Genomic DNA, 19,341 nt, shown 5'->3' on the forward strand with positions numbered 1-19,341 from the left:
TGGAGGGGCCGGTGTCCGGCAGACGGGGCAGGAGGGGCTCCCTGAGCTTCTGGTGCCCGGCAGGCCCTGGTTCGAGGGACGGTAAAGGCGCACCTCAGGATTCCAGGCGGACTGGGACCTAGGGTAGAGCCCGGAACGATTTAACGTTACACGAATTCCCACTGAACTGCCGGAGGTCCCCATGCCCACCATTCAGACCCAGCACGCCCACGCCCCACAGACCGAGCTGTACTACGAAACCTACGGGCAGGGCCGCCCCGTGGTGCTGATTCACGGCTGGCCGCTGTCCGGCCGGATGTGGGAAGGGCAGATCGACGCGCTGCGGCACGCCGGGTACCAGGTGGTCGCCTACGACCGCCGCGGCTTCGGACAGAGTGGCAAGACCGCCACCGGCTACACCTACGACGTGTTTGCTGCCGACCTGCGCGACCTGCTGAGGGCCCTGAACCTGAATGACGTTACGCTGGTGGGTTTCTCCATGGGCGGCGGAGAAGTGAGCCGCTACGCGGGCCTGTACGGCACTGAGCGGCTGCGCAGCGCCATGCTTGTGGCGTCGGTCGCCCCGTACCTGATGAAAACCGCGGACAACCCGGACGGAGGCCCGAGTGAGCAGGACATCGAGGGCATGGTGCAGCAGGTGGCGCAGAACCGCCCGCAGTTCCTGGCCGGGTTCACGAGGAAGTTTCTGAACTGGGATCAGTTCGGCGCGCAGCTGGGTGACGAGTTCCTGGAGTTCGCCGCGAGTCTGTACCTGCAGGCGTCGCCGGTCGCCACGCAGGAATGCGTGCGCGCCTTCAGCGAGACGGACTTCCGGCAGGACCTGGCGAGCCTGACTGTGCCGACCTTGGTCGTGCATGGCGACCAGGATCAGATCGTGCCTCTGGAAGCCAGCGGGCAGCGGGTGGCGCAGTATCAGCCGGGCGCGCAGCTGCACGTCATGAAAGGCGCGCCGCACGGCCTGAACGCCACGCACAACGATGAATTCAACCGGATTCTGCTGGAGTTCGTGGCCCGCTGAGCTTCACCGGGCAGGCGTGGGGACCGCGGCCAGTCGCGGTCCCTGGCCCGGATGGGGGAGAGGGCCCGGCCCACCTTGGAAACAGTTCCACCATCCGGGTATGCTGAGCAGACCATGTCTCAACCTGCCCTTTCCCGGACCCTGCTGACCCGGGCGCTGCGCAACGCCTTCGATGACGACCGCGACGCCGACACCTTCGCCCTGCGGCTGGACCGCTACGGTCCTGAACTCTCCGAAAGTCTTCAGGCCGCCTACGGCGAGCAGGCCCAGCCTCTGCTCGCCGAACTGCTGGAAGTCATGCTGCACGCCTTCCACACCCGGCCCGCCGACCTGCGCCGCCTGGATGAAGCCCGGCTCCTGAACCCCGACTGGCTGCAGGCACCGGACATGCTCGGGTACGTCACGTACACCGACCGGTTCGCCGGCACGCTCAAGGGAATGCACGACCGCCTGGGTTACCTGGAAGGCCTGGGCGTGCGGTACCTGCACCTCATGCCGCTGCTTAAACCCCGCGCGGGCGAGAACGACGGCGGGTACGCCGTGCAGGACTACCGGGCCGTGCGCGAGGACCTGGGCAGCATGGACGACCTGTCCGCCCTGGCCGCAGACCTGCGCAGCCGCGGCATGAGCCTCGTGCTGGACCTCGTGCTGAACCACGTGGCGCAGGAACACGACTGGGCCCGCCGGGCCCGTGCGGGTGAACCCACCTTCCGCGAGTACTTTCACATCTACCCCGACCGCACCCAGCCCGACGCGTTCGAACGGACCCTGCCCGAGATCTTCCCGGACTTCGCGCCCGGCAACTTCACCTGGAATGAAGAAGCAGGCGGATGGGTCTGGACCACCTTCAACACCTACCAGTGGGACCTGAACTGGGCCAACCCGGCCGTTCTGCGCGAGTTCGTGGACATCATCCTGCACCTTGCCAACCGCGGCGTGGAGGTCTTCCGCCTGGACGCCATCGCCTTCTTGTGGAAACGCCTGGGCACCGACTGCCAGAACCAGCCGGAAGTGCATCACCTGACCCGCGTGCTGCGCGCCTGCGCCCGCATCGTGGCGCCCGCCGTGGCGTTCAAGGCCGAAGCGATCGTGGCGCCCGCCGACCTGATCCACTACCTGGGCACCCGCGACCACCACGGCAAGGTGAGCGACATGGCCTACCACAACTCCCTGATGGTGCAGCTGTGGAGCAGCCTCGCCAGCCGCGACACGCGCCTGTTCGCGCAGGCGCTCTCCGCTTTCCCCCCCAAACCCACGAACACCACCTGGGGCATGTACGTCCGCTGCCACGACGACATCGGCTGGGCCATCAGCGACGCCGACGCGCACGCCGTGGGCCTCAGCGGACCCGGACACCGGCACTTCCTGTCGGACTTCTACAGCGGCGAGTTCCCCGGATCATTCGCGCGCGGCCTGGTGTTCCAGTTCAACCCGCAGACCGGAGACCGCCGCATCAGCGGCACCTGCGCCAGCCTCGCCGGGCTGGACGCCGCGCTCGAGGCCGGCGACCCGGGCCGCACCGACGACGCCGTGCGCCGCATCCTGCTGCTGCACGCCGTCACCCTGGGCTTCGGGGGCGTACCACTGCTGTACATGGGGGACGAACTGGCCCTGCTGAACGACCCGGCCTTCGGCGACACCCTGGAGCACGCCGCAGACAACCGCTGGGTGCATCGCCCCCGGATGAACTGGGCGCTGGCCGCCGACGCGCAGGCCAGCCCCGCCACCCCGCACGGCCGCGTGAACGCCGGACTGCGCCACCTGATCCGCGCCCGGCAGAGCCTCGCCCACCTGCACGCCAGCATCGAGAGCCGCCCGGTCGCCAGCCCCGATCCGCGCGTGCTGCTGCTCCGGCGCGACCACCCGCTGGGCACCTTCCTGGGGGTGTACAACTTCAGTGAGCACCCGGTGCACCTTCCCGCACACGCGCTGCGCGACCACCTGGGCGAACACGCCCGGGACCACGTGGCCGGCAGTGCGTTCACGTTCGGCGGGCACGACGTCATCCTGGAGCCCTACCGGGCCCTGTGGCTCACTCAGAGCTGACCGGCCCTGACGCGGCGGGCAGCGTGAAATGCACCGCGATGCCCGCCTCCTGTTCCGGGTCAATCCAGATGCGGCCCCCATGCCGCTCGACCACCTTGCGGCACACCGCAAGCCCGATGCCGTTCCCACCGGTCAGGGTGCGGCTGTGCAGCCGCTGGAACATCACGAAGACCTGCTCAGCGTGTTTCGGTGCGATCCCGATGCCGTTGTCACGCAGCGTGAAGTGCACCCACGCCCCCTCCGCGTGCCCGTCCAGATGCACCCGCAGGGGCCGGTCCGACCGGAACTTGATGGCGTTCCCCAGCAGGTTGGTCAGCAGCTGACGCACCTGCGCGGCGTTGGCCCGCACGCGCGGCAGCTCTGCGCGCGAGGACTGCGCGCCTTCCGGCCAGGGCAGCGAGCGCCCCACCTCATCGGCCAGGGCACCCAGATCCAGCACTTTCATGGGCGGCTGCGCGGCCACGTTCGACAGCGTCAGAATGTCCCGTACGAGCTGCCGCGCGCGGAACACCTGCTCCGCAATGTGCATCAGGTACGTGTCCGCCCGGTCGTCCAGCTGCCTGCCCGCGTACCGGTGCCGCAGAATGTCCGCGTACGCGCCCAGCGTCCGCAGCGGCTCCTGAAGGTCATGACTGGCGACGTACGCGAACTGCGCGAGCGCCTGGTTGCGGTCCTCGAGCTCCGCGTTCTGCCGCGCCAGGATCGCCTGACTGAGCTCCAGTTCCCGCGTGCGGGCCTCAACCCGCTCCTCCAGCGTGCGGTTCAGACGCACAATCTCCAGCTCCGCCAGCTTGCGCCGCGTGATGTTCTCATGCGCCACCACCGCGTACCGCAGGCCATCCTGCGTGAACGCCGTGACGCGCACCATGAAATACCGTTGCTCCGCCGGCGAGTGGCACGGGTACTCCAGTTCAAACAGCGCCTCCTCGCCAGACAGCACCGCCCGGATGCCCGCCGCCATCTGCGCGGCGTTCTCACGGTCCTCCCCGCACGTCGCGTCGCACAGCGCCAGGTAATTCGCACCGACGCTGTCCGCACCGCCGTTCTCCTGCGCAAACGCCCGCCACGCCGCGTTCACTGCCATGATCTCGCCGTGCCTGTCCAGCAGCGCCACCTGCGCCGCCAGGGCGTCAAAGGCCGCCACAGCGAAACGCACCGGCGCGACAGAAGGGTGGGTCACCCCCTCACGGTAACAGCTTCCTGGCAGCAGGCACGGCCCCAGGTAAACATGCACCGGTTTGTGCCCTCCGCGCCCCCTGGTGTAGGGTAGGCCGATATGTCCAGGTCATTCACCGTGCTGCTCGTGGAAGACGAACTTGCGGACGCCGCTCTCTTTCAGGACATGCTGGCGGAAGTCACGCAGGAGATCACCGTCTACCACGTCGAGCACGGCCAGGAAGCCCTGGACTACCTGACCCGCACCGGCCCGTACGCCGGCGCAATCCGGCCCGACCTGATCGTGCTGGACCTGAACATGCCGGTCCTGAACGGCCACGAGTTCCTCGCGCAGGCCAAGGTCGTGGCGGACCTGCGCGCCATCCCGGTGCTGGTGCTGTCCACGTCCGACCATCCGGAGGACATTCACCGCGCCTATGACGGGTACGCCAGCGGGTACGTCGTGAAGCCTGGCACCTACCAGGAGTACACCCAGGTTCTCGACACCATCCAGGCATACTGGCGCGGTCTGGTGAAGCTGCCCAGCCTGGAAGAGATCGGCAGTGGCTGGCGCTGACCCCGCGCCACGCCACAAAGTCCGCCGCGCCCACCCGTCACGATGACGGTGCGCCCACGCGCAGGGAGGCCCTCATGACCCGACCCCGCCGCACCGTTGTTCCCACCGAGACCCTGCTCCGCGCCGCCCGCAACGCCGCCGAGCGGCTCACCCACCTCAGCCGGGACCCGCAGGTCCGTCATGACGCCGCCCAGGTCGCTGAAGCCATGGCGCGCCTGCTCACCTCCATTCGCCGCGCCGGCCGGCCCCCCCGGTCCCAGTAGCCTCTGCCCGGCAGACTGAGTCCGCCGCCCGAACGGGCGGCGCGCTCAGCTGCGGCAGTGGCGCGGTGCAGCACCCACCCGGTGTGTGGCGGGAAGGGCGTGGGCCTGCACAGCCCCGATGGACGCGTCCCGTTGCCTCCGCGCACCCGTACCGGCATGCCCCCTGCGCCTCCTGGGCCTGCAGGCGGAACCGGCTCCTGCCCTTGGACGACACGCTCGTTACCTGCACAACCACAGACGACGGCTCAGCCCCTGACCCCAGCCGCCCCCGAGGAAACGGCTGACCTGCGCCTCTGCTCTCCAGGGCTCGTGGCCTGCTGGGCGTGACGGACTGTGATAGATCGGCGCTCAGGCCGTGCCAGTCTGGGCCCCCTGAACAGCACGCAGGCCATCACGCCCAGCGCTGGAGCTTCGGGCGACCCGCACCTGTCCGTGTGAAGCCTTGACCGGTGCGCCGCGGCGCGCGTATAGTGCTCTCTTGGTCAAGTGGGGCAGGGCGACCAACAGCCGGGAGAACCACTGGGTTCCTCCAGGCGGCCCGAAACCCAGACGGAAGCCTTCAGGAGAAGTGCGACCGGACTACGCAAGGAGGCACCACCATGCCGAAGATGAAGACACTGAAAGCGGCCAGCCGCCGGGTGAAGATCACCGGGACCGGCAAGGTCATGGCGTTCAAGAGTGGCAAGCGCCACCAGAACACCGGCAAGAGCGGCAGCGAGATCCGCGGTAAAGGCAAGGGTTTCGTCCTCGCCAAGAGTGAATGGGCCCGCATGAAACTCATGCTGCCGAAGGGGAAGTGAAGTAGATGCCTCGCGCCAAAACCGGTATCGTCCGCCGTCGCCGTCACAAGAAGGTCCTGAAGCGCGCCAAGGGCTTCTGGGGCTCCCGCAGCAGGCAGTACCGCAACGCCTTCCAGACGTTGCTGAACGCGGCCACCTACGAGTACCGCGACCGCCGCAACAAGAAGCGTGACTTCCGCCGCCTGTGGATCCAGCGTATCAACGCCGGCGCCCGCCTGCACGGCATGAACTACAGCACCTTCATCGGTGGTCTGAAGAAGGCCGGCATCGACCTGAACCGCAAGGTGCTCGCCGACATTGCCGCGCGTGAACCCGAAGCCTTCCGCGCGCTCGTGGACGCCGCCAAGAACGGTAGGTAAATCTCCGTCATCACGCCGCCCCTGGTTTTCCAGGGGCGGCGTTCTTTGGGCGAAACAGCGAAGGCCGGGTCCATGCCCGGCCTTCCTGGGTGCAGACCCCAGGAGTCTATACTCAGGGTTCGAAGGTGTCCTGGAAGGCGTAACGGTCGCCGCGCACCCAGTAGTTGACGTAACTGGCGCGTTTCTGCCCGCTGTAGGTGGTGCGGCGCAGCAGGAAGGCCGCGGTGCCCAGCGGCACGCGCAGCAGGTCCGCTTCCTCCTGGCGGAGGTTGACGGCTTCCAGGTTCTGCTCGACGCGTTGCAGCGGCACGCCGAGGCTGATCATGATCTCATGGATGCTTTCTGCGCCAAGGTTGTGGTCCAGGAGCGCAGGGACGAGTGAACCGTTGATGTACCGTTTCTCGATGACGAGGGCCTCGTCACCGGCGGTGCGCAGGCGGTGCACGAAAATCACAGGGTCGCCCGGCTGAATCTGGAGCACGATGGCGATTTCCGGGGTGGCCTCGATCTGCATGGCGCGCAGGACCGTGGTGCGGTGGTCGGGGTGGCGGGCCCATTCCTTGAAGGGGCGGACGCGGAACATGCCCTGCCGGAAGCGTTTGCCAGTGGGAAAGGTGCCGGCCCCCTGGACGCGGTAGACGTAGCCTTCGCGTTCCAGTTCGTCGATGGCGCGGCGGGCAGTCATGCGGGAGACTTCGAACTCGCGGGCAAGCTGCGGTTCGCTGGGCAGCGGGAGCCCTTCGGCGTAGTGGCCGCCGAGCAGGCGGTCTTTCAGGGTCGTCTTGATGAGCGGGTACTTCGCCATGCATCCCTCCGGGCAGTCCGCTGGCGGGCGGCGCCAACCTTATCTTAAGGTTAGTGTCCTGAGTACACAAGCTTGTCTAGGTGTTACGTCGCCCGGAACAACGAGCGTTAGGCAGATTTTCGGTCACAGCGCCTCGCATATGCCAAGTGAATTACCCCCCAATATGCGACATCTCCACCTTTGCGCGCATGGCCGCCGTCGTTTCTCCGCGTTCCTCACTGTACCGGTCCCGGCGCATTTTCCACACCTCCGCAAGAAGACCCCGGAGCGCCTCATCACTGCCCCCCCCGCGGAGCAGCGCCCGCAGATCCGTGCCGTCTGAGGCAAACAAACAGGTGTACAGGACCCCCACAGCCGACACCCGCGCCCGTGAGCAGTCCCCACAGAACGGCGCCGTCACCGAACTGATCAGCCCCACCTCATGCCCCTGCCCGTCCGTGTGCCTCGCCGCCACCTCGCCGCGGTACTCCGGATTCACCGGCCGGAACAGCCCCGCGCCTGCCTCGCCCCCCAGCCGCGCCAGCACCTCGCGTGAGGGCACCACACTCGCCATGTTCCAGCCGTTGTGGTTGCCCACATCCATAAACTCGATAAACCGAACCGGCGCCAGCGCCCGCAGGGCCAGCCACAGGTCGCGCAGCCCCGCGTCGTTCACGCCACGCTGCACCACCGTGTTGATCTTCACTCCCAGCCCCGCCTGCAACGCCGCTTCGATCCCGTCGAGCACCCGCTGCGGATGAGTCCCCAGACCGTTCATTCGTCCGAAGATCTCCGGATCGAGACTGTCAATACTCACCGTCACGCGCCGCAATCCCGCCGCCTTCAGGTCCCCGGCCAGGCGCGGCAGCAGCAGGCCGTTGGTGGTCATGGCCACGTCCTGCACGCCCGCGATGCCTGCCAGGCGGCCGATCAGGTCCGGCAGGTCACGGCGCAGGGTGGGTTCGCCGCCCGTGACCCGGAGCTTCTGGACGCCCAGCGTGACGAACACCCGCGCCACCCGCTCGATCTCCTCGAAACTCAGCAGCTCCGTGCGCGGCAGGAACGCGTAATCGGGACCGAACACCTCGGCCGGCATGCAGTACGTGCACCGCAGGTTGCAGCGGTCAGTCACGCTGAGGCGCAGGTCACGCAGGGGACGGCCCAACTGGTCGGCGAGCATTGAGGGTCAGGATACGCGCCGCCGGGTGGGAGATTGGCGGGAACGTTCCCAATTGCCCTGCCGCCGGTGAGCCACCACAACATGAAGGCGCTGTTCCAGCGCCAGAGACGAGGATGTTGAACTCAGTCCATTGCGCTGACGAAAGCGCGGGCCTACGCTGAAGGCGACACCCCATTTACCCGGCCGCACGGCCCGCCGTGCTTCACTGCTGCGTTCGTCCTATCCAGGAGGTTGCCATGACCGTATCCAGCGCCCCACCCATTCCGCGCAACGCCGCGTACCAGCAACTGGTCGCGCAGCGCAACGCCTTCACCATTACCATGACCGTGACCTTCCTGGTGCTGTACTTCCTGCTGCCCGTCCTCGCCGGCTACAACAAGCCCCTGATGGCCCAGAAGGTGCTGGGGAACGTCACCTTCGGGTACATCCTCGCCTTCCTGGAATTCGTGATGGGCTGGGTCATGGCCTACCTGTACATCGTCAAGGCCCGCACCTTCGACCGCCTCGCCGCCGAGGCCCGCGCGTGACCTTCCTGCTCGCCGCGATCATCGTCGCCATCACCCTGGGCGTCACCTTCTGGGCCAGCAAACGCAACACCAGCGCCGGCGACTTCTACGTGGCCGGCGGCCGCATCAGCGCCACCCAGAACGGCATTGCCATCGCCGGGGACTACATGAGCGCCGCGTCCTTCCTGGGCATCACCGGCCTGATCGCCCTGAACGGCTACGACGGCTTCATGTACTCCGTCGGGTGGTTCATCGCCTACCTGACCGTGCTGTTCATCGTGGCCGAACCCCTGCGCAACCTCGGCAAGTACACCCTGGCCGACATGCTCGTGTACCGCCTGAAGGACCCACGCGTGCGCACCTACGCCGCGCTGAGCACCATCGTGATCAGCACCTTCTACATGATCGCGCAGGTCGTCGGGGCCGGCTCCCTCATCAGCCTGCTGTCCGGCGGGGCCATCCGCGCGGACCTCGCCATTCCGCTCGTGGGCGTCCTGATGATCATCTACGTCGTGGTGGGCGGCATGCTCGCCACCACCTGGGTGCAGATCATCAAGGCCCTGCTGCTGATGTTCGCCACCATCGTCATGACCCTCCTGATTCTCAGCCGCTTCGGCTGGAGCTTCTCCAACCTGCTCGGACAGGCCGAGGCGAAAAACGGCGCGGAATTCCTGGGTGCCGGCCTGAAATACAAAAACCCCGTAGACCTGATCAGCCTGTGCCTCGCCCTGGTGCTCGGCACCGCCGGCCTGCCGCACATCCTGGTGCGTTTCTTCACGGTGCCAACCGCGCAGGACGCCCGCAAGAGCGTCGTGTGGGCCATGGTCCTGATCGGCGCGTTCTACGTCATGACCGCCTTCATGGGCAACGCCGCCAACGTCCTGCTCGGCAAGGACGCCATTGAAGCCGCCAACAAGGCCGGCAACATGGCCGCGCCTCTCCTCGCCCAGGCGCTGTTCGGCGGGGCCGGCACGGTCGGCGGGGAATTCGGCCTGGCCTTCGTGACCGCCGTGGCCTTCGCCACCATCCTGGCCGTCGTGGCGGGCCTGACCATCAGCGCCAGCACCTCGTTCACGCACGACATCTACAACGGCGTCCTGAAAGGCGGACAGGCCAGCGAGAAGGACCAGTTCCGCGTGGCCCGCATGGCCACCGTCGCTGTGGGCATCGTCGCGATCCTGCTGGGCCTCGCCGCCAAAACGCAGAACGTCGCGTTCCTGGTGGCCCTCGCCTTCGCCATCGCCGCCAGCGCCAACCTGCCCGTGATTCTCTTCACGCTGTTCTGGCGGCGCTTCAACGCCACAGGCGCCATCTGGGGCATCGTGGGCGGCATCCTGTTTACGCTGCTGCTGATCGCCCTGAGCCCCAACATCATGAAAATCGACCCGGCCGACCTGACCACCGGCCGCCACCTGATCCAGGCCAACCCGATCTTCCCGTTCGAGAACCCGGGCCTGTTCAGCATTCCTGCCGGCTTCCTGTTCGCCTACCTGGGGACCATGCTCGGTGCGCGCCGCCGCGACGCCGCCGAGGACGCCCGGCACTTCGAGGACATGCAGTTCCGGGCGTACACCGGCGCGGGCGCAGAGGGCACGGTCGCCGCGCACGACTGACCGCCGCCACGCTCACAGCTGAAAGGCCCCCGGCACCTGCCGGGGGCCTTTCAGCGTGCTGTGAATCTGGGCTACTGCGCGGTACTGATCGTATTCGGTCCTTCCCGGCGCGCCCGGTAGTACTCGGCGTCCGCAGCCGCAATCAGCGGCTGCGTGCCCTGCACGCTGCCGCGGCCCACCAGCCCCGCCCCAACGGTCACGGCCTCGCTCATGCCGCCCACACCCCACTCGTAGGTCCGGACCCGGTCAATCAGCCGGTGCAGCGCAATCTGTGCGCCCGCCGGAGGGGTTTCCGGGAAGACCACCAGGAACTTGAACCGGTCGAAGCGGGCGACGGTGTCCATGTCCCGCACGCTGCTTTCCAGCAGGCGGGCCACGGCACTTATCACGTTGCTGAGGAGCAGCGCCGTGGGGCCCTCGGTGTGCCCGGTGCTGACCTCCACACCCACGATCGCCACGGTCAGCGGGCTCCGCTGGCGCACCGACCGGCTGTAATGCAGGTCCAACACCGCTGTTCCGAAGGCCAGGGAGTGCGCGCCGCTGTCGGGGTCCGTCATGGCGACCTCCCGCGAGCGCTGCAGCATGATCTGCATCGCGTTCAGGCGCGTCGACGTGTCTTCCAGGGCCGCGGACATGGACTCGTAGACTTCCTGTCGTTCACGCCGCAGGGCAAGCGCCTCCCGCGCCGTCTGCACGCCCAGGTCCACCTGCTGCGCCTGCTGCTGAGCTGCACGCAGGGCCGCTGGAAGCGCCTCCCCCCACTCCCGCAGCAGCGCCATGGCCCCTGGCAGGTCCCCCTGCATCTCGGCCAGTTGCGCGCGCTCCCGCAGGGCCCGGCTCACCACGGCCGGCAGGCCGTGTTCCTGCCCGTACTGCGCGGCGCAGGCGTAACCGTCCCGGGCCTCGGCAAGCTGACCCTGCCGCAGGGCGTACGCGCCGAGAGCCAGCAGCGTCTCCCCGTGCTGCGCCGGGTGACTGTGCTCGGTCAGCGCGAGGCTGCGGCGCAGCAGGGTCCGGGCGGCGTCGGGAGCGCCGGTGGCCTCCCGCGCGGCGGCCAGAGCGGTGAGCAGCTGCGCCTGGAGGTCCGGGGTGCCGTGCGCCTCGGCCAGCTGCGCGGCGCTTTCCAGGAACCGGGCGGCGCGGGTGTGATCGCCCTGCGCAGCGTAGATACGTCCCAGGCCGCCCAGCGCACGGGCCTGCGCGGCCGTGCCCTCCCCGTGCGTCATGTGCCCCGCGGTGCGCAGCGGCGCCAGCGCCTCGTCGGGCCGCTGCGCCTCGAGATGCAGCTCTCCGAGCCCCAGCAGGGCCTCCAGCGCCGCCACGCGGGTCTCGGTGCTTTCTGCCAGCGCCAGCGCCCGCGTGAAGGCCTCCAGGGCGCGGGTGTTGTCCCCCAGGGTGCGCAGCAGCAGCCCCGCCGCGATCTGCAGGTCCCGTTCCCGCACCGGCAGCTGCGCTTCGGTGGCCAGCGAGGCGGCGCGCAGCAGCACCGGCAGGCGCTCGGCAGGCTCGGCAGTCAGCTGCGCCTCCCGTTCCAGGGCACTGAGTTCGTGCGGCAGGTCACGCAGGCGTTCGAAGCGCCCGGCAGCCGACTGCGCGTACCCCAGTCCCTCATCGCCCGGCAGCAGCTGTGCCAGGCGCAACTCCGCAAGGGCCACCCGGCCCGGGTCGTTCAGACTGCCGGCCAGCGTGCGGGCCTGAACGGCCAGGGCCACCTGTTCCTGCAGCGGGTGCGGCCCCTCGGACAGGGCGAGCAGGGCGTCCGTCCGTTCCGGACCGGGCTGCGGGGGCAGGAGCGACTCGAAGGGTTGCAGGTGCGCGGGCAGGTCCATCAGAGAACCGCGCACCGCCTCGTGGGCGACCTGGTAGGTGGGGTCATACCTCACCCTAGCCTGCGCGGGGGCGCAGCGCCAAGCGGGGGGCGTTCCTCAGGGCGCGGTGGGCAGGCGCTTGTAGTACAGCCGGGTGCCGGTCAGCCCTCCGTGGGGTTTCAGAGCGTAGTCGGGAATCTCCCCGGCGAAGGTGTACCCGGCGCGTTCGTACAGGCCCGCCGCGCCGCCGTCGCTGGCGGTGTCCAGCACCAGCAGCGTGCGGCCATGCGCCTGCGCGAGCCGCTCCGCTTCGCGCAGCAGGGTCAGGGCGAGGCCCCGGCCACGCGCGCCGGGCGCGGTCATCATCTTCGCGAGCTCCGCGCGGTGCGGCTGGTTCGGTGGACAGTCGAGAAGCAGCGTGACGGTGCTGAGCAGTGCCCCGTCGGCCCAGGCGCCCAGCACCATGCGTTCGCCGCGCGCAGCGGCGGTCAGGGCTGCCTCCCAGAAGGCGCGGGCTTCGGCGGGCGCCAGCGGATGCATGAAACTCACGGACCCGCCGTGCGCGACCGTTTCGACCAGAAGGTCACTCAGGGCGTCCAGGGTGGCTGGCTCGGCGGTCAGGGTCTCAATGCGGATCGACTCGGGGCGTGGGGTCATGCGGTCCTCCGGGCGAGCAGCACGGCGTACGTGCAGGGCTCAGGGCTGGCGTTGCGGAAGGTGACGTCGCACGGCGTGCCGAAGCCCAGGCAGTCCCCGGCGCTCAGCTCGACGGTGCGGTCCGGAGCGCGGTGTTCCGTGAGGCTCAGCGTGCCGGACACAACCCACACCACCTGCTGAATGTGGGCGTACGATTCGGCCGGCAGGGTTACCTGCTGCTGTGGGGGCAGCGTGACCTGCGCGGCCTCCAGCGGGTGACCGGGCGCCGCGAACAGCTGCCGGCGGGTGTATCCGGTCTGCGGGTCGCGCCACTCATGCTGCGCGCCGGACCGGCAGAGCCTCTCGTGCTCGGTGTGGCCTTCCGCGCGCAGCAGCAGCCCCGCCAGGGTCAGGTCAAGCGCTCCTGCGAGGCGCACGAGCGTGACGGCCGTGGGACTCATCTCGCTGCGTTCAATGCGGCTCACGGCAGCCCGGGACACGCCGGAGCGGGCCGCCAGCGTCGTCTGGGACCAGCCTCGTGCCTCGCGCTCCCGCGTGATCTGCTGCGCGAGGCGCTGCCCGGCTTCATTCACGGTTTCTGGGCTGGGACCCGTCATAGGAGTAGTGTGCGAATAGTGGTCATAGGTCTACTATCCGCAACACGGCGCAGCCTGTCAAGAGAAGCGGCCTGTCTGCACCACGATCAGTACTGCCCGGGTAACCCCAACCGCAACCGCATCTTCCGCCGCTACAGTGAAGACACACACAACCCTTGATTCCGGCCGTGCCGACCCCCTGCCCCCGTCTCCGGAGGACCCCATGACGCACCCCCAGCCCAATGACCACATCGACGCGATGCTGCACGAACACCGCGTCATTGCGCCCAGCGACGCCTTCCGCGCCCACGCCCGCATCAGCCGCGAGGACTACGAACGCCTCTACCGCCAGAGCCTTGACGATCCCGACACCTTCTGGAGCGACGTCGCAGGCCAACTTCACTGGTTCACCCCCTGGACGCAGATCCTCGACTGGCAACCCCCCCATGCCCGCTGGTTCGTGGACGGCCAGACGAACATCGCCTACAACGCCCTGGACCGCAACGTGCAGCGCGGCCTGGGCGACAAACGCGCCCTCATCTGGGAAGGCGAGGACGGCGAGGTCCGCACCTACACCTACGCGCAACTGCTGAGCGAAGTGAACCGCGCCGCCGGCGCCCTGGAACACCTGGGCGTCGAAAAGGGTGACCGCGTCACCCTGTACATGCCGCTGACCCCCGAAGCGGCCATCGCCATGCTGGCCTGCGCCCGCATCGGCGCCGTCCACTCGGTCGTGTTCGGTGGCTTCTCCGTCAGCGCCCTCACCGACCGCATCAACGACGCCCAGAGCAAGGTCCTGATCACCGCCGACGCCGGACAACGCCGCGGCGGCCTCGTGAACCTGAAAGCCAACGCCGATGAAGCCGCCCGGAACACCCCCGCCCTCGAACGGATCATCGTGGTCCGCCGCGCCGGCACCGACACGCCCATGCAACCCGGCCGGGACATCTGGTGGCATGACGCACTCGCCGCCGCCAGCGACCAGCACGACGCAGCCCACCTGGACAGCGAACACCCCCTGTTCATCCTGTACACCTCCGGCAGCACCGGCAAACCCAAGGGCGTGCAGCACACCACAGGCGGGTACATGGTCAGCGCGTACCTCACCACCCAGACCGTCTTCGACCTGCAGGACGACGACATCTACTGGTGCACCGCCGATGTCGGCTGGGTCACCGGGCATTCCTACAGCGTCTACGGCCCCCTGCTGAACGGCGCCAGCGTCGTCCTGTACGAGGGTGCCCCCAACCACCCCGACTGGGGCCGCTTCTGGGAGATCATCCAGAAACACCGCGTCACGGTCCTGTACACCGCCCCCACCGCCATCCGCTCATTCATGCGTCAGGGCGACGAGATTCCAGGCCGTTACGACCTGAGCAGCCTGCGCCTCCTCGGCTCCGTGGGCGAGCCCATCAACCCTGAAGCGTGGATGTGGTACTGGCGCGTGATCGGCGGGGAACGCTGCCCCATCGTGGACACCTGGTGGCAGACCGAAACCGGCACCATCATGCTCACCACCCTGCCCGGCGCGTTCCCCAGCAAACCCGGCAGCGCCGGCCTGCCCATGTTCGGCGTGGAGCCCGCCATCATGACCCACACCGGCGAGGAACTCGGCCCGGACGACGGCGGCCTCCTCGTCATCAAACGCCCCTGGCCCAGCATGCTGCGCACCGTGTACGGCGACGACGAACGCTACCGCAAAACCTACTGGGGTGAAATAGACGGCGTGTACTTCGCCGGCGACGGCGCCCGCCGCGACGCCGACGGGTACATCACCGTGGTCGGCCGCGTCGACGACGTTCTGAACGTCAGCGGCCACCGCCTGGGCACAATGGAGATCGAAAGCGCCCTCGTCTCGCACCCCAGCGTCGCCGAGGCCGCCGTGGTCGGCAGACCCGACGAAGTGAAAGGCGAATGCGTCGTAGCGTTCGTCCTCCCCCAGAGCGGCCACGAGGTGGACCCCGCCGCCCTGCGCGCCCATGTCAGCCGCGAAATCGGCGCGCTCGCCCGCCCGGACGCGATCTATATCGCTGACGCCCTGCCCAAAACCCGCAGCGGCAAGATCATGCGCCGGTTCCTGCGCCAGATCGCCGCCGGCAAGGACATCCAGGGGGACACCAGCACCCTCGAGGACCCCAGCGTCCTCGAACGCCTCGCCGCCACCCTGCCCCTGTAACCACCCCCACCAGCGCCCCTGCCCCCACCCGGCAGGGGCGTTAGCATTTCCGCACGGGCAGGTGGAAACCCGCCTTCACACCCGCTTCCTCCCTACCGGGCCCACGGGACCTCAGGAATCCCACGGTTCCCAGACACTCCCGTCGGCACCGTCGTCGGCCGCCGCCCTGCGCTTCCTCCGCCTGGCCTGGGTTGGCGGCGCCGCACTGGCCGGTACCCTGGCCCGCCCAGACCCAGCGGTACTGAGCCCATGAAAAGCTCAAGCGGCGCGACGTGCACCCTGACACGACCTCCGGCAAGGTTCCCCAGAGCGTACCGCTGACCCTGCGCCTCGGCGTGTTCCGCATCGGCCTGAAAGTCTGCGAACCGCGCGCCAGCGACAGGGGAGACCAACAGTCAGAAATTTCTGCGTGGGTCTCAGGTCACCAACGCCAGGGACCGGTAATGGATGCGCACCCTGGACAGCGCTGGAAAGGTCGGCGGCGATTTCGTTTCCCATCTTCCCTGAGCCCCTGCTCGCCCGCGTACATGCCCAGACGCCCTACCGGCAGAAAGAGGCCCGCGACACGGCCAATGCCACCGACAGCCTCTTCAGGAACGGCGGCAACCAGAGGCTGCTGAACCACCAGCGGCGACGTCAAAACCAGCATCGTGGCGTCCTTTAACGATGGCTTGAACGTCGGCTGATTCAGTCAGAAGCCTGCCGAGCGCTCCGGGACTTGGGAAACGACCTGACGCCCGGCCATGAGTTCCCCGGCAGGAAACACAACCGGAAGGCACCCGGAAAGTCCCGAGCGCTCCGCCGCCCTGATGGCCGGCCACTGGACCGGCCAGACCGCCCGGTTGGCTCCCCAGCCCACGCACCCGGTCCGGAGGCCGGTTCGGCTGAGCCGCCGCAGGGGAGAGGAACGCGAGGTTCAGGCGGCCTCCGAATCAGCCATGCAGTGCGGCGCACTTCCCCCGGGGAGTGCGCCGCCGCTGTCGTGCAGGTTTACATGTCCATGCGGGTTTTCAGGAAGTTGGTCATCACGGCGCCCCGCTTGTAGAAGGGGTTGTCCATGATCTTCACGTACAGCGGAATGGTGGTCTTGGGACCCTGGATCACAGTTTCTTCCAGCGCGCGTTTCATGCGGCTGATGGCCTGCTCGCGCGTGTCGTGGTGCACGATGAGTTTCCCGATCAGGCTGTCGTAGTGGGGGGGAATCACGTACCCGGTGTAGGTGTGACTGTCCACGCGCACGCCGGGGCCGCCTGCAAAGTGCACGTCCTCAACCCGCCCGGCCGCCGGGCGGAAGTCCTTGTCGGGGTCCTCGGCGTTCAGGCGGCATTCGATAGCGTGCCCGCGCAGCGTGACGTCCTCCTGCTGGATGTGCAGGCCGTACCCGGCGGCAATCTCCAGCTGGAGTTTCACGAAGTCCAGGCCGCTGATCATTTCGGAGACGCAGTGCTCCACCTGAATGCGGGTGTTCATCTCCATGAAGTAGTAGTTGCCGTCGCGGTCCACGATGAATTCCAGGGTGCCGGCCCCGGCGTAGTTCACGTACTGCGCGAGGCGCACGCCGGCTGCGAGGATCTCCTGCCGGAGCGTGTCGGGCAGGGTGCTGGGCGCTTCCTCGATGAGTTTCTGGTTGCGGCGCTGGATGGAACAGTCGCGTTCCCCGATGTGAATCACGTGCCCCTGGCCGTCTCCCATGACCTGCACCTCGACGTGGCGGAATTCCTCCAGGAATTTCTCCATGATGATGGCCGGGTCACCGAAGTACAGCCGGGCTTCCTCCTGCGCCTGCGCGAAGCCCTTGGCGAGCTCGTCCTGCGTGCGGATGACCTTCTGGCCGCGCCCGCCGCCCCCGGCGGAGGCCTTCAGCAGCACGGGGTAGCCGATCTGCTTGGCGGCCAGCAGCGCGTCATCCACGGTGTCCAGGACGCCGGTGCCGGGCACGGTGGGCACGTTGCTCTGCGCGGCGATGTCGCGCCCGCCGGCCTTGCTGCCCAGGGCGCGCATGCTTTCCGGGGTGGGCCCGATGAACACGATGCCGTGCTCGCGGCACATCTCGGCGAAGTCGGGGTTCTCGGCCATGAAGCCGTACCCGGGGTGAATGGCCTCGGCGCCGGTCATCAGGGCCGCCGAGAGGATGTTGGGGATGTTCAGGTACGACTGGTTGCTGGCAGGCGGCCCCACGCACACGGACTCGTCGGCCAGCAGGACGGGCAGGCTCTTCTCGTCGGCAGTGGAGTACACCACAACGGTTTTGACGCCCATTTCACGCGCGGTGCGGATAACGCGCAGGGCAATCTCGCCACGGTTGGCGATCAGGATCTTCTTGAACATGACTTGCCTCCGGCAGGGGGAGGCCATGGGCGCTGAGCTCCGGGCGGCGCTTGCTGTGGCGGGCGTGTGGCGCACCGTCCGGGCCCCGCGGCCCACAGCCTTTACTCGATGATGAACAGCGTCTGCCCGTACTCGACAGGCTCGGCGTTTTTCACGAGGATCTCGCGGATGACGCCGCCCTGCTCGGCTTCAATTTCGTTCATGAGCTTCATCGCCTCGATGATGCACAGGACCTGGCCGGCGCTGACCGTGTCGCCCACCTTCACGTACGCCGGGGCGTCCGGGCTGCTCGCGGAGTAGAAGGTGCCCACGATGGGGGCCTTTACGGGCGTGCCTTTGCTGGGTGCCGTCTCAGGAGGTGCGGCAGGGGCGGCCGGCGCGGCGGGGGCACTGTCACTCGGCGTGTTCGCCGTGGCAGGCTCGGTGGCGGCCGGGCTGAACTGCGGGGCTGGCGGGGCGTACAGGGCCGGGGCGGCCTGCTGCAGCTGCGGCGCGGGCACCCCGCCCGACAGGGTGCCGGGAGCCGGCGCAAAGGCCTGTGGGCCGCGTTTCAGGTTAAGGTCGAAGCTGCCGGTGCGCAGGCTGAATTCGCGCACGTCAGCGTAGGTCAGAGCATCAAGAATCTGTTTGAGGTCGTTCGGGTTCATGGCCTCTCCTTAGCGGGACCCGTGCCGGTGGCACTGGGATCGGTTGATCTGCCCCTCATCATGACGGCTGGGGGCGGGAACGGGGTGTTACCCGCAGCCTAACGCTCGTTTGGCTGCACTGAGTCTAAAGGCAAAAGCGCAGGCCGCCCACCGGTCGATCCGGGGGCGGCCTGCACGTCTCAAGGCATCAGGCGCGGCTGAGGTACTGCCCGGTGCGGGTATCCACCTTGACGCTCGTGTCCTGCTCGACGAACAGAGGCACCTGCACCACGGCGCCGGTCTCCAGCGTCGCGGGCTTCGTGCCGCCCGACACCGTGTCGCCGCGCACGCCGGGGTCGGTCTGCACGATCTTCAGAATCACCTGGTTCGGCAGGGTGATGTTCAGCGCCTTCTCGCCGTACATCGACACTTCCACCTCGGTGTTCTCCTTCATGAACTTCGCGGCGTCACTGACAAGCCCGCGGCCCAGCGTGATCTGGTCGAAGGTCTCCAGGTCCATGAACACGAAGTCATCCCCGTCCGGGTACAGGTACTGCATCTTCTTGCCTTCCACGTAGATGTCCTGCAGCTTTTCACCGCTGTTGAAGGTGCGGTCCACGATGCTGCCGCTTTCCATGTTGCGGAACTTCGTCACGACCTTCGCGCCGCCGCGACCCATCTTCAGGTGCGAGTACTCCAGGCACTCCCACAGGCCCCCGTCCATTTCCACTTTCGTGCCGTTACGCAGTTCAGTCACACTGATCATGTCTTTCTCCTTATGTCCTGTCCGGCGCCTCCTCCAGATCCTGCACAGCAGGCAGGAGCGGCCGCACGGCAACGCCAGAGAGTCTAGCAGAGCGCCACGTGACC

General features: G+C 68.0%; 18 protein-coding genes. 9 read left to right on the top strand and 9 right to left on the bottom strand.

The features are described 5' to 3' along the window. The first annotated feature begins 181 nt into the window (after nt 1-181). Nucleotides 182-1,018, top strand: coding sequence for an alpha/beta fold hydrolase (locus tag LAJ19_RS01750; protein WP_225476615.1), 837 nt, complete (start codon nt 182-184; stop codon nt 1,016-1,018). Nucleotides 1,019-1,132: 114 nt separating this feature from the next. After that, a complete protein-coding gene (locus LAJ19_RS01755) occupies nt 1,133-3,064 on the top strand; it encodes an alpha-amylase family protein (RefSeq protein ID WP_225476616.1) in 1,932 nt (643 codons plus the stop codon). Here LAJ19_RS01755 and LAJ19_RS01760 read toward each other — a convergent pair. Further along, complete coding sequence (locus LAJ19_RS01760) at nt 3,051-4,244, bottom strand: sensor histidine kinase (protein ID WP_225476617.1); 1,194 nt, start codon at nt 4,242-4,244, stop codon at nt 3,051-3,053. The two genes, LAJ19_RS01755 and LAJ19_RS01760, sit on opposite strands and share 14 nt — an antisense overlap. Before the next feature lie 96 nt (nt 4,245-4,340). Here LAJ19_RS01760 and LAJ19_RS01765 point away from each other — a divergent pair, with 96 nt between their 5' ends. The 4 genes from LAJ19_RS01765 (at nt 4,341) to rplT (ending at nt 6,218) form a co-directional block, all read left to right on the top strand. After that, on the top strand, nt 4,341-4,796 hold the full coding sequence (locus LAJ19_RS01765) for a response regulator (protein WP_225476618.1): 456 nt from the start codon (nt 4,341-4,343) through the stop codon (nt 4,794-4,796). Nucleotides 4,797-4,870: 74 nt separating this feature from the next. Beyond that, a complete protein-coding gene (locus tag LAJ19_RS01770; protein WP_225476619.1) occupies nt 4,871-5,059 on the top strand; it encodes a hypothetical protein in 189 nt (62 codons plus the stop codon). Nucleotides 5,060-5,658: 599 nt separating this feature from the next. After that, on the top strand, nt 5,659-5,859 hold the full coding sequence (gene rpmI, locus LAJ19_RS01775; protein WP_225476620.1) for a 50S ribosomal protein L35: 201 nt from the start codon (nt 5,659-5,661) through the stop codon (nt 5,857-5,859). A 5-nt stretch (nt 5,860-5,864) separates the two neighbouring features. Next, nucleotides 5,865-6,218 carry a 50S ribosomal protein L20 gene (rplT, locus tag LAJ19_RS01780; protein WP_225476621.1) on the top strand — a complete coding sequence of 118 codons (354 nt, stop codon included), beginning with the start codon at nt 5,865-5,867 and terminating at the stop codon, nt 6,216-6,218. 112 nt (nt 6,219-6,330) lie between these two features. On the opposite strand, the gene LAJ19_RS01785 is transcribed toward rplT, so the two are convergent. Both LAJ19_RS01785 and moaA read right to left on the bottom strand, forming a co-directional pair. Then, nucleotides 6,331-7,023 (bottom strand): GntR family transcriptional regulator, encoded by a 693-nt coding sequence (locus LAJ19_RS01785; protein WP_225476622.1) that lies wholly within the window; start codon nt 7,021-7,023, stop codon nt 6,331-6,333. A gap of 151 nt (nt 7,024-7,174) precedes the next feature. Beyond that, the gene (gene moaA, locus LAJ19_RS01790; protein WP_225476623.1) at nt 7,175-8,182 is read right to left on the bottom strand and encodes a GTP 3',8-cyclase MoaA; all 1,008 of its coding nucleotides are present in this window, start codon (nt 8,180-8,182) and stop codon (nt 7,175-7,177) included. Between the two features lie 236 nt (nt 8,183-8,418). Here moaA and LAJ19_RS01795 point away from each other — a divergent pair, with 236 nt between their 5' ends. Further along, nucleotides 8,419-8,709, top strand: a complete 291-nt coding sequence (locus tag LAJ19_RS01795; protein WP_225476624.1) for a DUF485 domain-containing protein — start codon at nt 8,419-8,421, stop codon at nt 8,707-8,709. Continuing rightward, entirely contained in the window at nt 8,706-10,301 is a 1,596-nt protein-coding gene (locus LAJ19_RS01800) for a solute symporter family protein (protein WP_225476625.1), read from the top strand. Before LAJ19_RS01795 ends, LAJ19_RS01800 begins: the two co-directional genes overlap by 4 nt. A 71-nt stretch (nt 10,302-10,372) precedes the next feature. Here LAJ19_RS01800 and LAJ19_RS01805 read toward each other — a convergent pair whose 3' ends face one another. Genes LAJ19_RS01805 through LAJ19_RS01815 form a run of 3 tightly spaced genes read right to left on the bottom strand, consistent with a single transcriptional unit; the run spans nt 10,373 to nt 13,362 of the window. Next, complete coding sequence (locus LAJ19_RS01805; protein ID WP_225476626.1) at nt 10,373-12,184, bottom strand: tetratricopeptide repeat protein; 1,812 nt, start codon at nt 12,182-12,184, stop codon at nt 10,373-10,375. A 42-nt stretch (nt 12,185-12,226) separates the two neighbouring features. Beyond that, the gene (locus LAJ19_RS01810; RefSeq protein WP_225476627.1) at nt 12,227-12,766 is read right to left on the bottom strand and encodes a GNAT family N-acetyltransferase; all 540 of its coding nucleotides are present in this window, start codon (nt 12,764-12,766) and stop codon (nt 12,227-12,229) included. Continuing rightward, a complete protein-coding gene (locus LAJ19_RS01815) occupies nt 12,763-13,362 on the bottom strand; it encodes a helix-turn-helix domain-containing protein (protein WP_225476628.1) in 600 nt (199 codons plus the stop codon). The genes LAJ19_RS01810 and LAJ19_RS01815 overlap by 4 nt, the downstream gene beginning before the upstream one ends. A gap of 202 nt (nt 13,363-13,564) precedes the next feature. Here LAJ19_RS01815 and acs point away from each other — a divergent pair, with 202 nt between their 5' ends. Further along, nucleotides 13,565-15,517 carry an acetate--CoA ligase gene (acs, locus tag LAJ19_RS01820; RefSeq protein WP_225476629.1) on the top strand — a complete coding sequence of 651 codons (1,953 nt, stop codon included), beginning with the start codon at nt 13,565-13,567 and terminating at the stop codon, nt 15,515-15,517. Between the two features lie 990 nt (nt 15,518-16,507). On the opposite strand, the gene accC is transcribed toward acs, so the two are convergent. The 3 genes from accC to efp form a co-directional block, all read right to left on the bottom strand. Further along, complete coding sequence (gene accC / locus LAJ19_RS01825) at nt 16,508-17,845, bottom strand: acetyl-CoA carboxylase biotin carboxylase subunit (RefSeq protein WP_225476630.1); 1,338 nt, start codon at nt 17,843-17,845, stop codon at nt 16,508-16,510. A gap of 101 nt (nt 17,846-17,946) precedes the next feature. Next, a complete protein-coding gene (gene accB, locus LAJ19_RS01830; protein WP_225476631.1) occupies nt 17,947-18,492 on the bottom strand; it encodes an acetyl-CoA carboxylase biotin carboxyl carrier protein in 546 nt (181 codons plus the stop codon). A gap of 187 nt (nt 18,493-18,679) precedes the next feature. Further along, complete coding sequence (gene efp, locus LAJ19_RS01835) at nt 18,680-19,237, bottom strand: elongation factor P (protein WP_225476632.1); 558 nt, start codon at nt 19,235-19,237, stop codon at nt 18,680-18,682. Between the last annotated feature and the right edge of the window lie 104 nt (nt 19,238-19,341).

It is taken from the genome of Deinococcus taeanensis (assembly GCF_020229735.1).
In the GTDB taxonomy this organism is placed as follows: Bacteria; Deinococcota; Deinococci; order Deinococcales; family Deinococcaceae; genus Deinococcus; species Deinococcus taeanensis.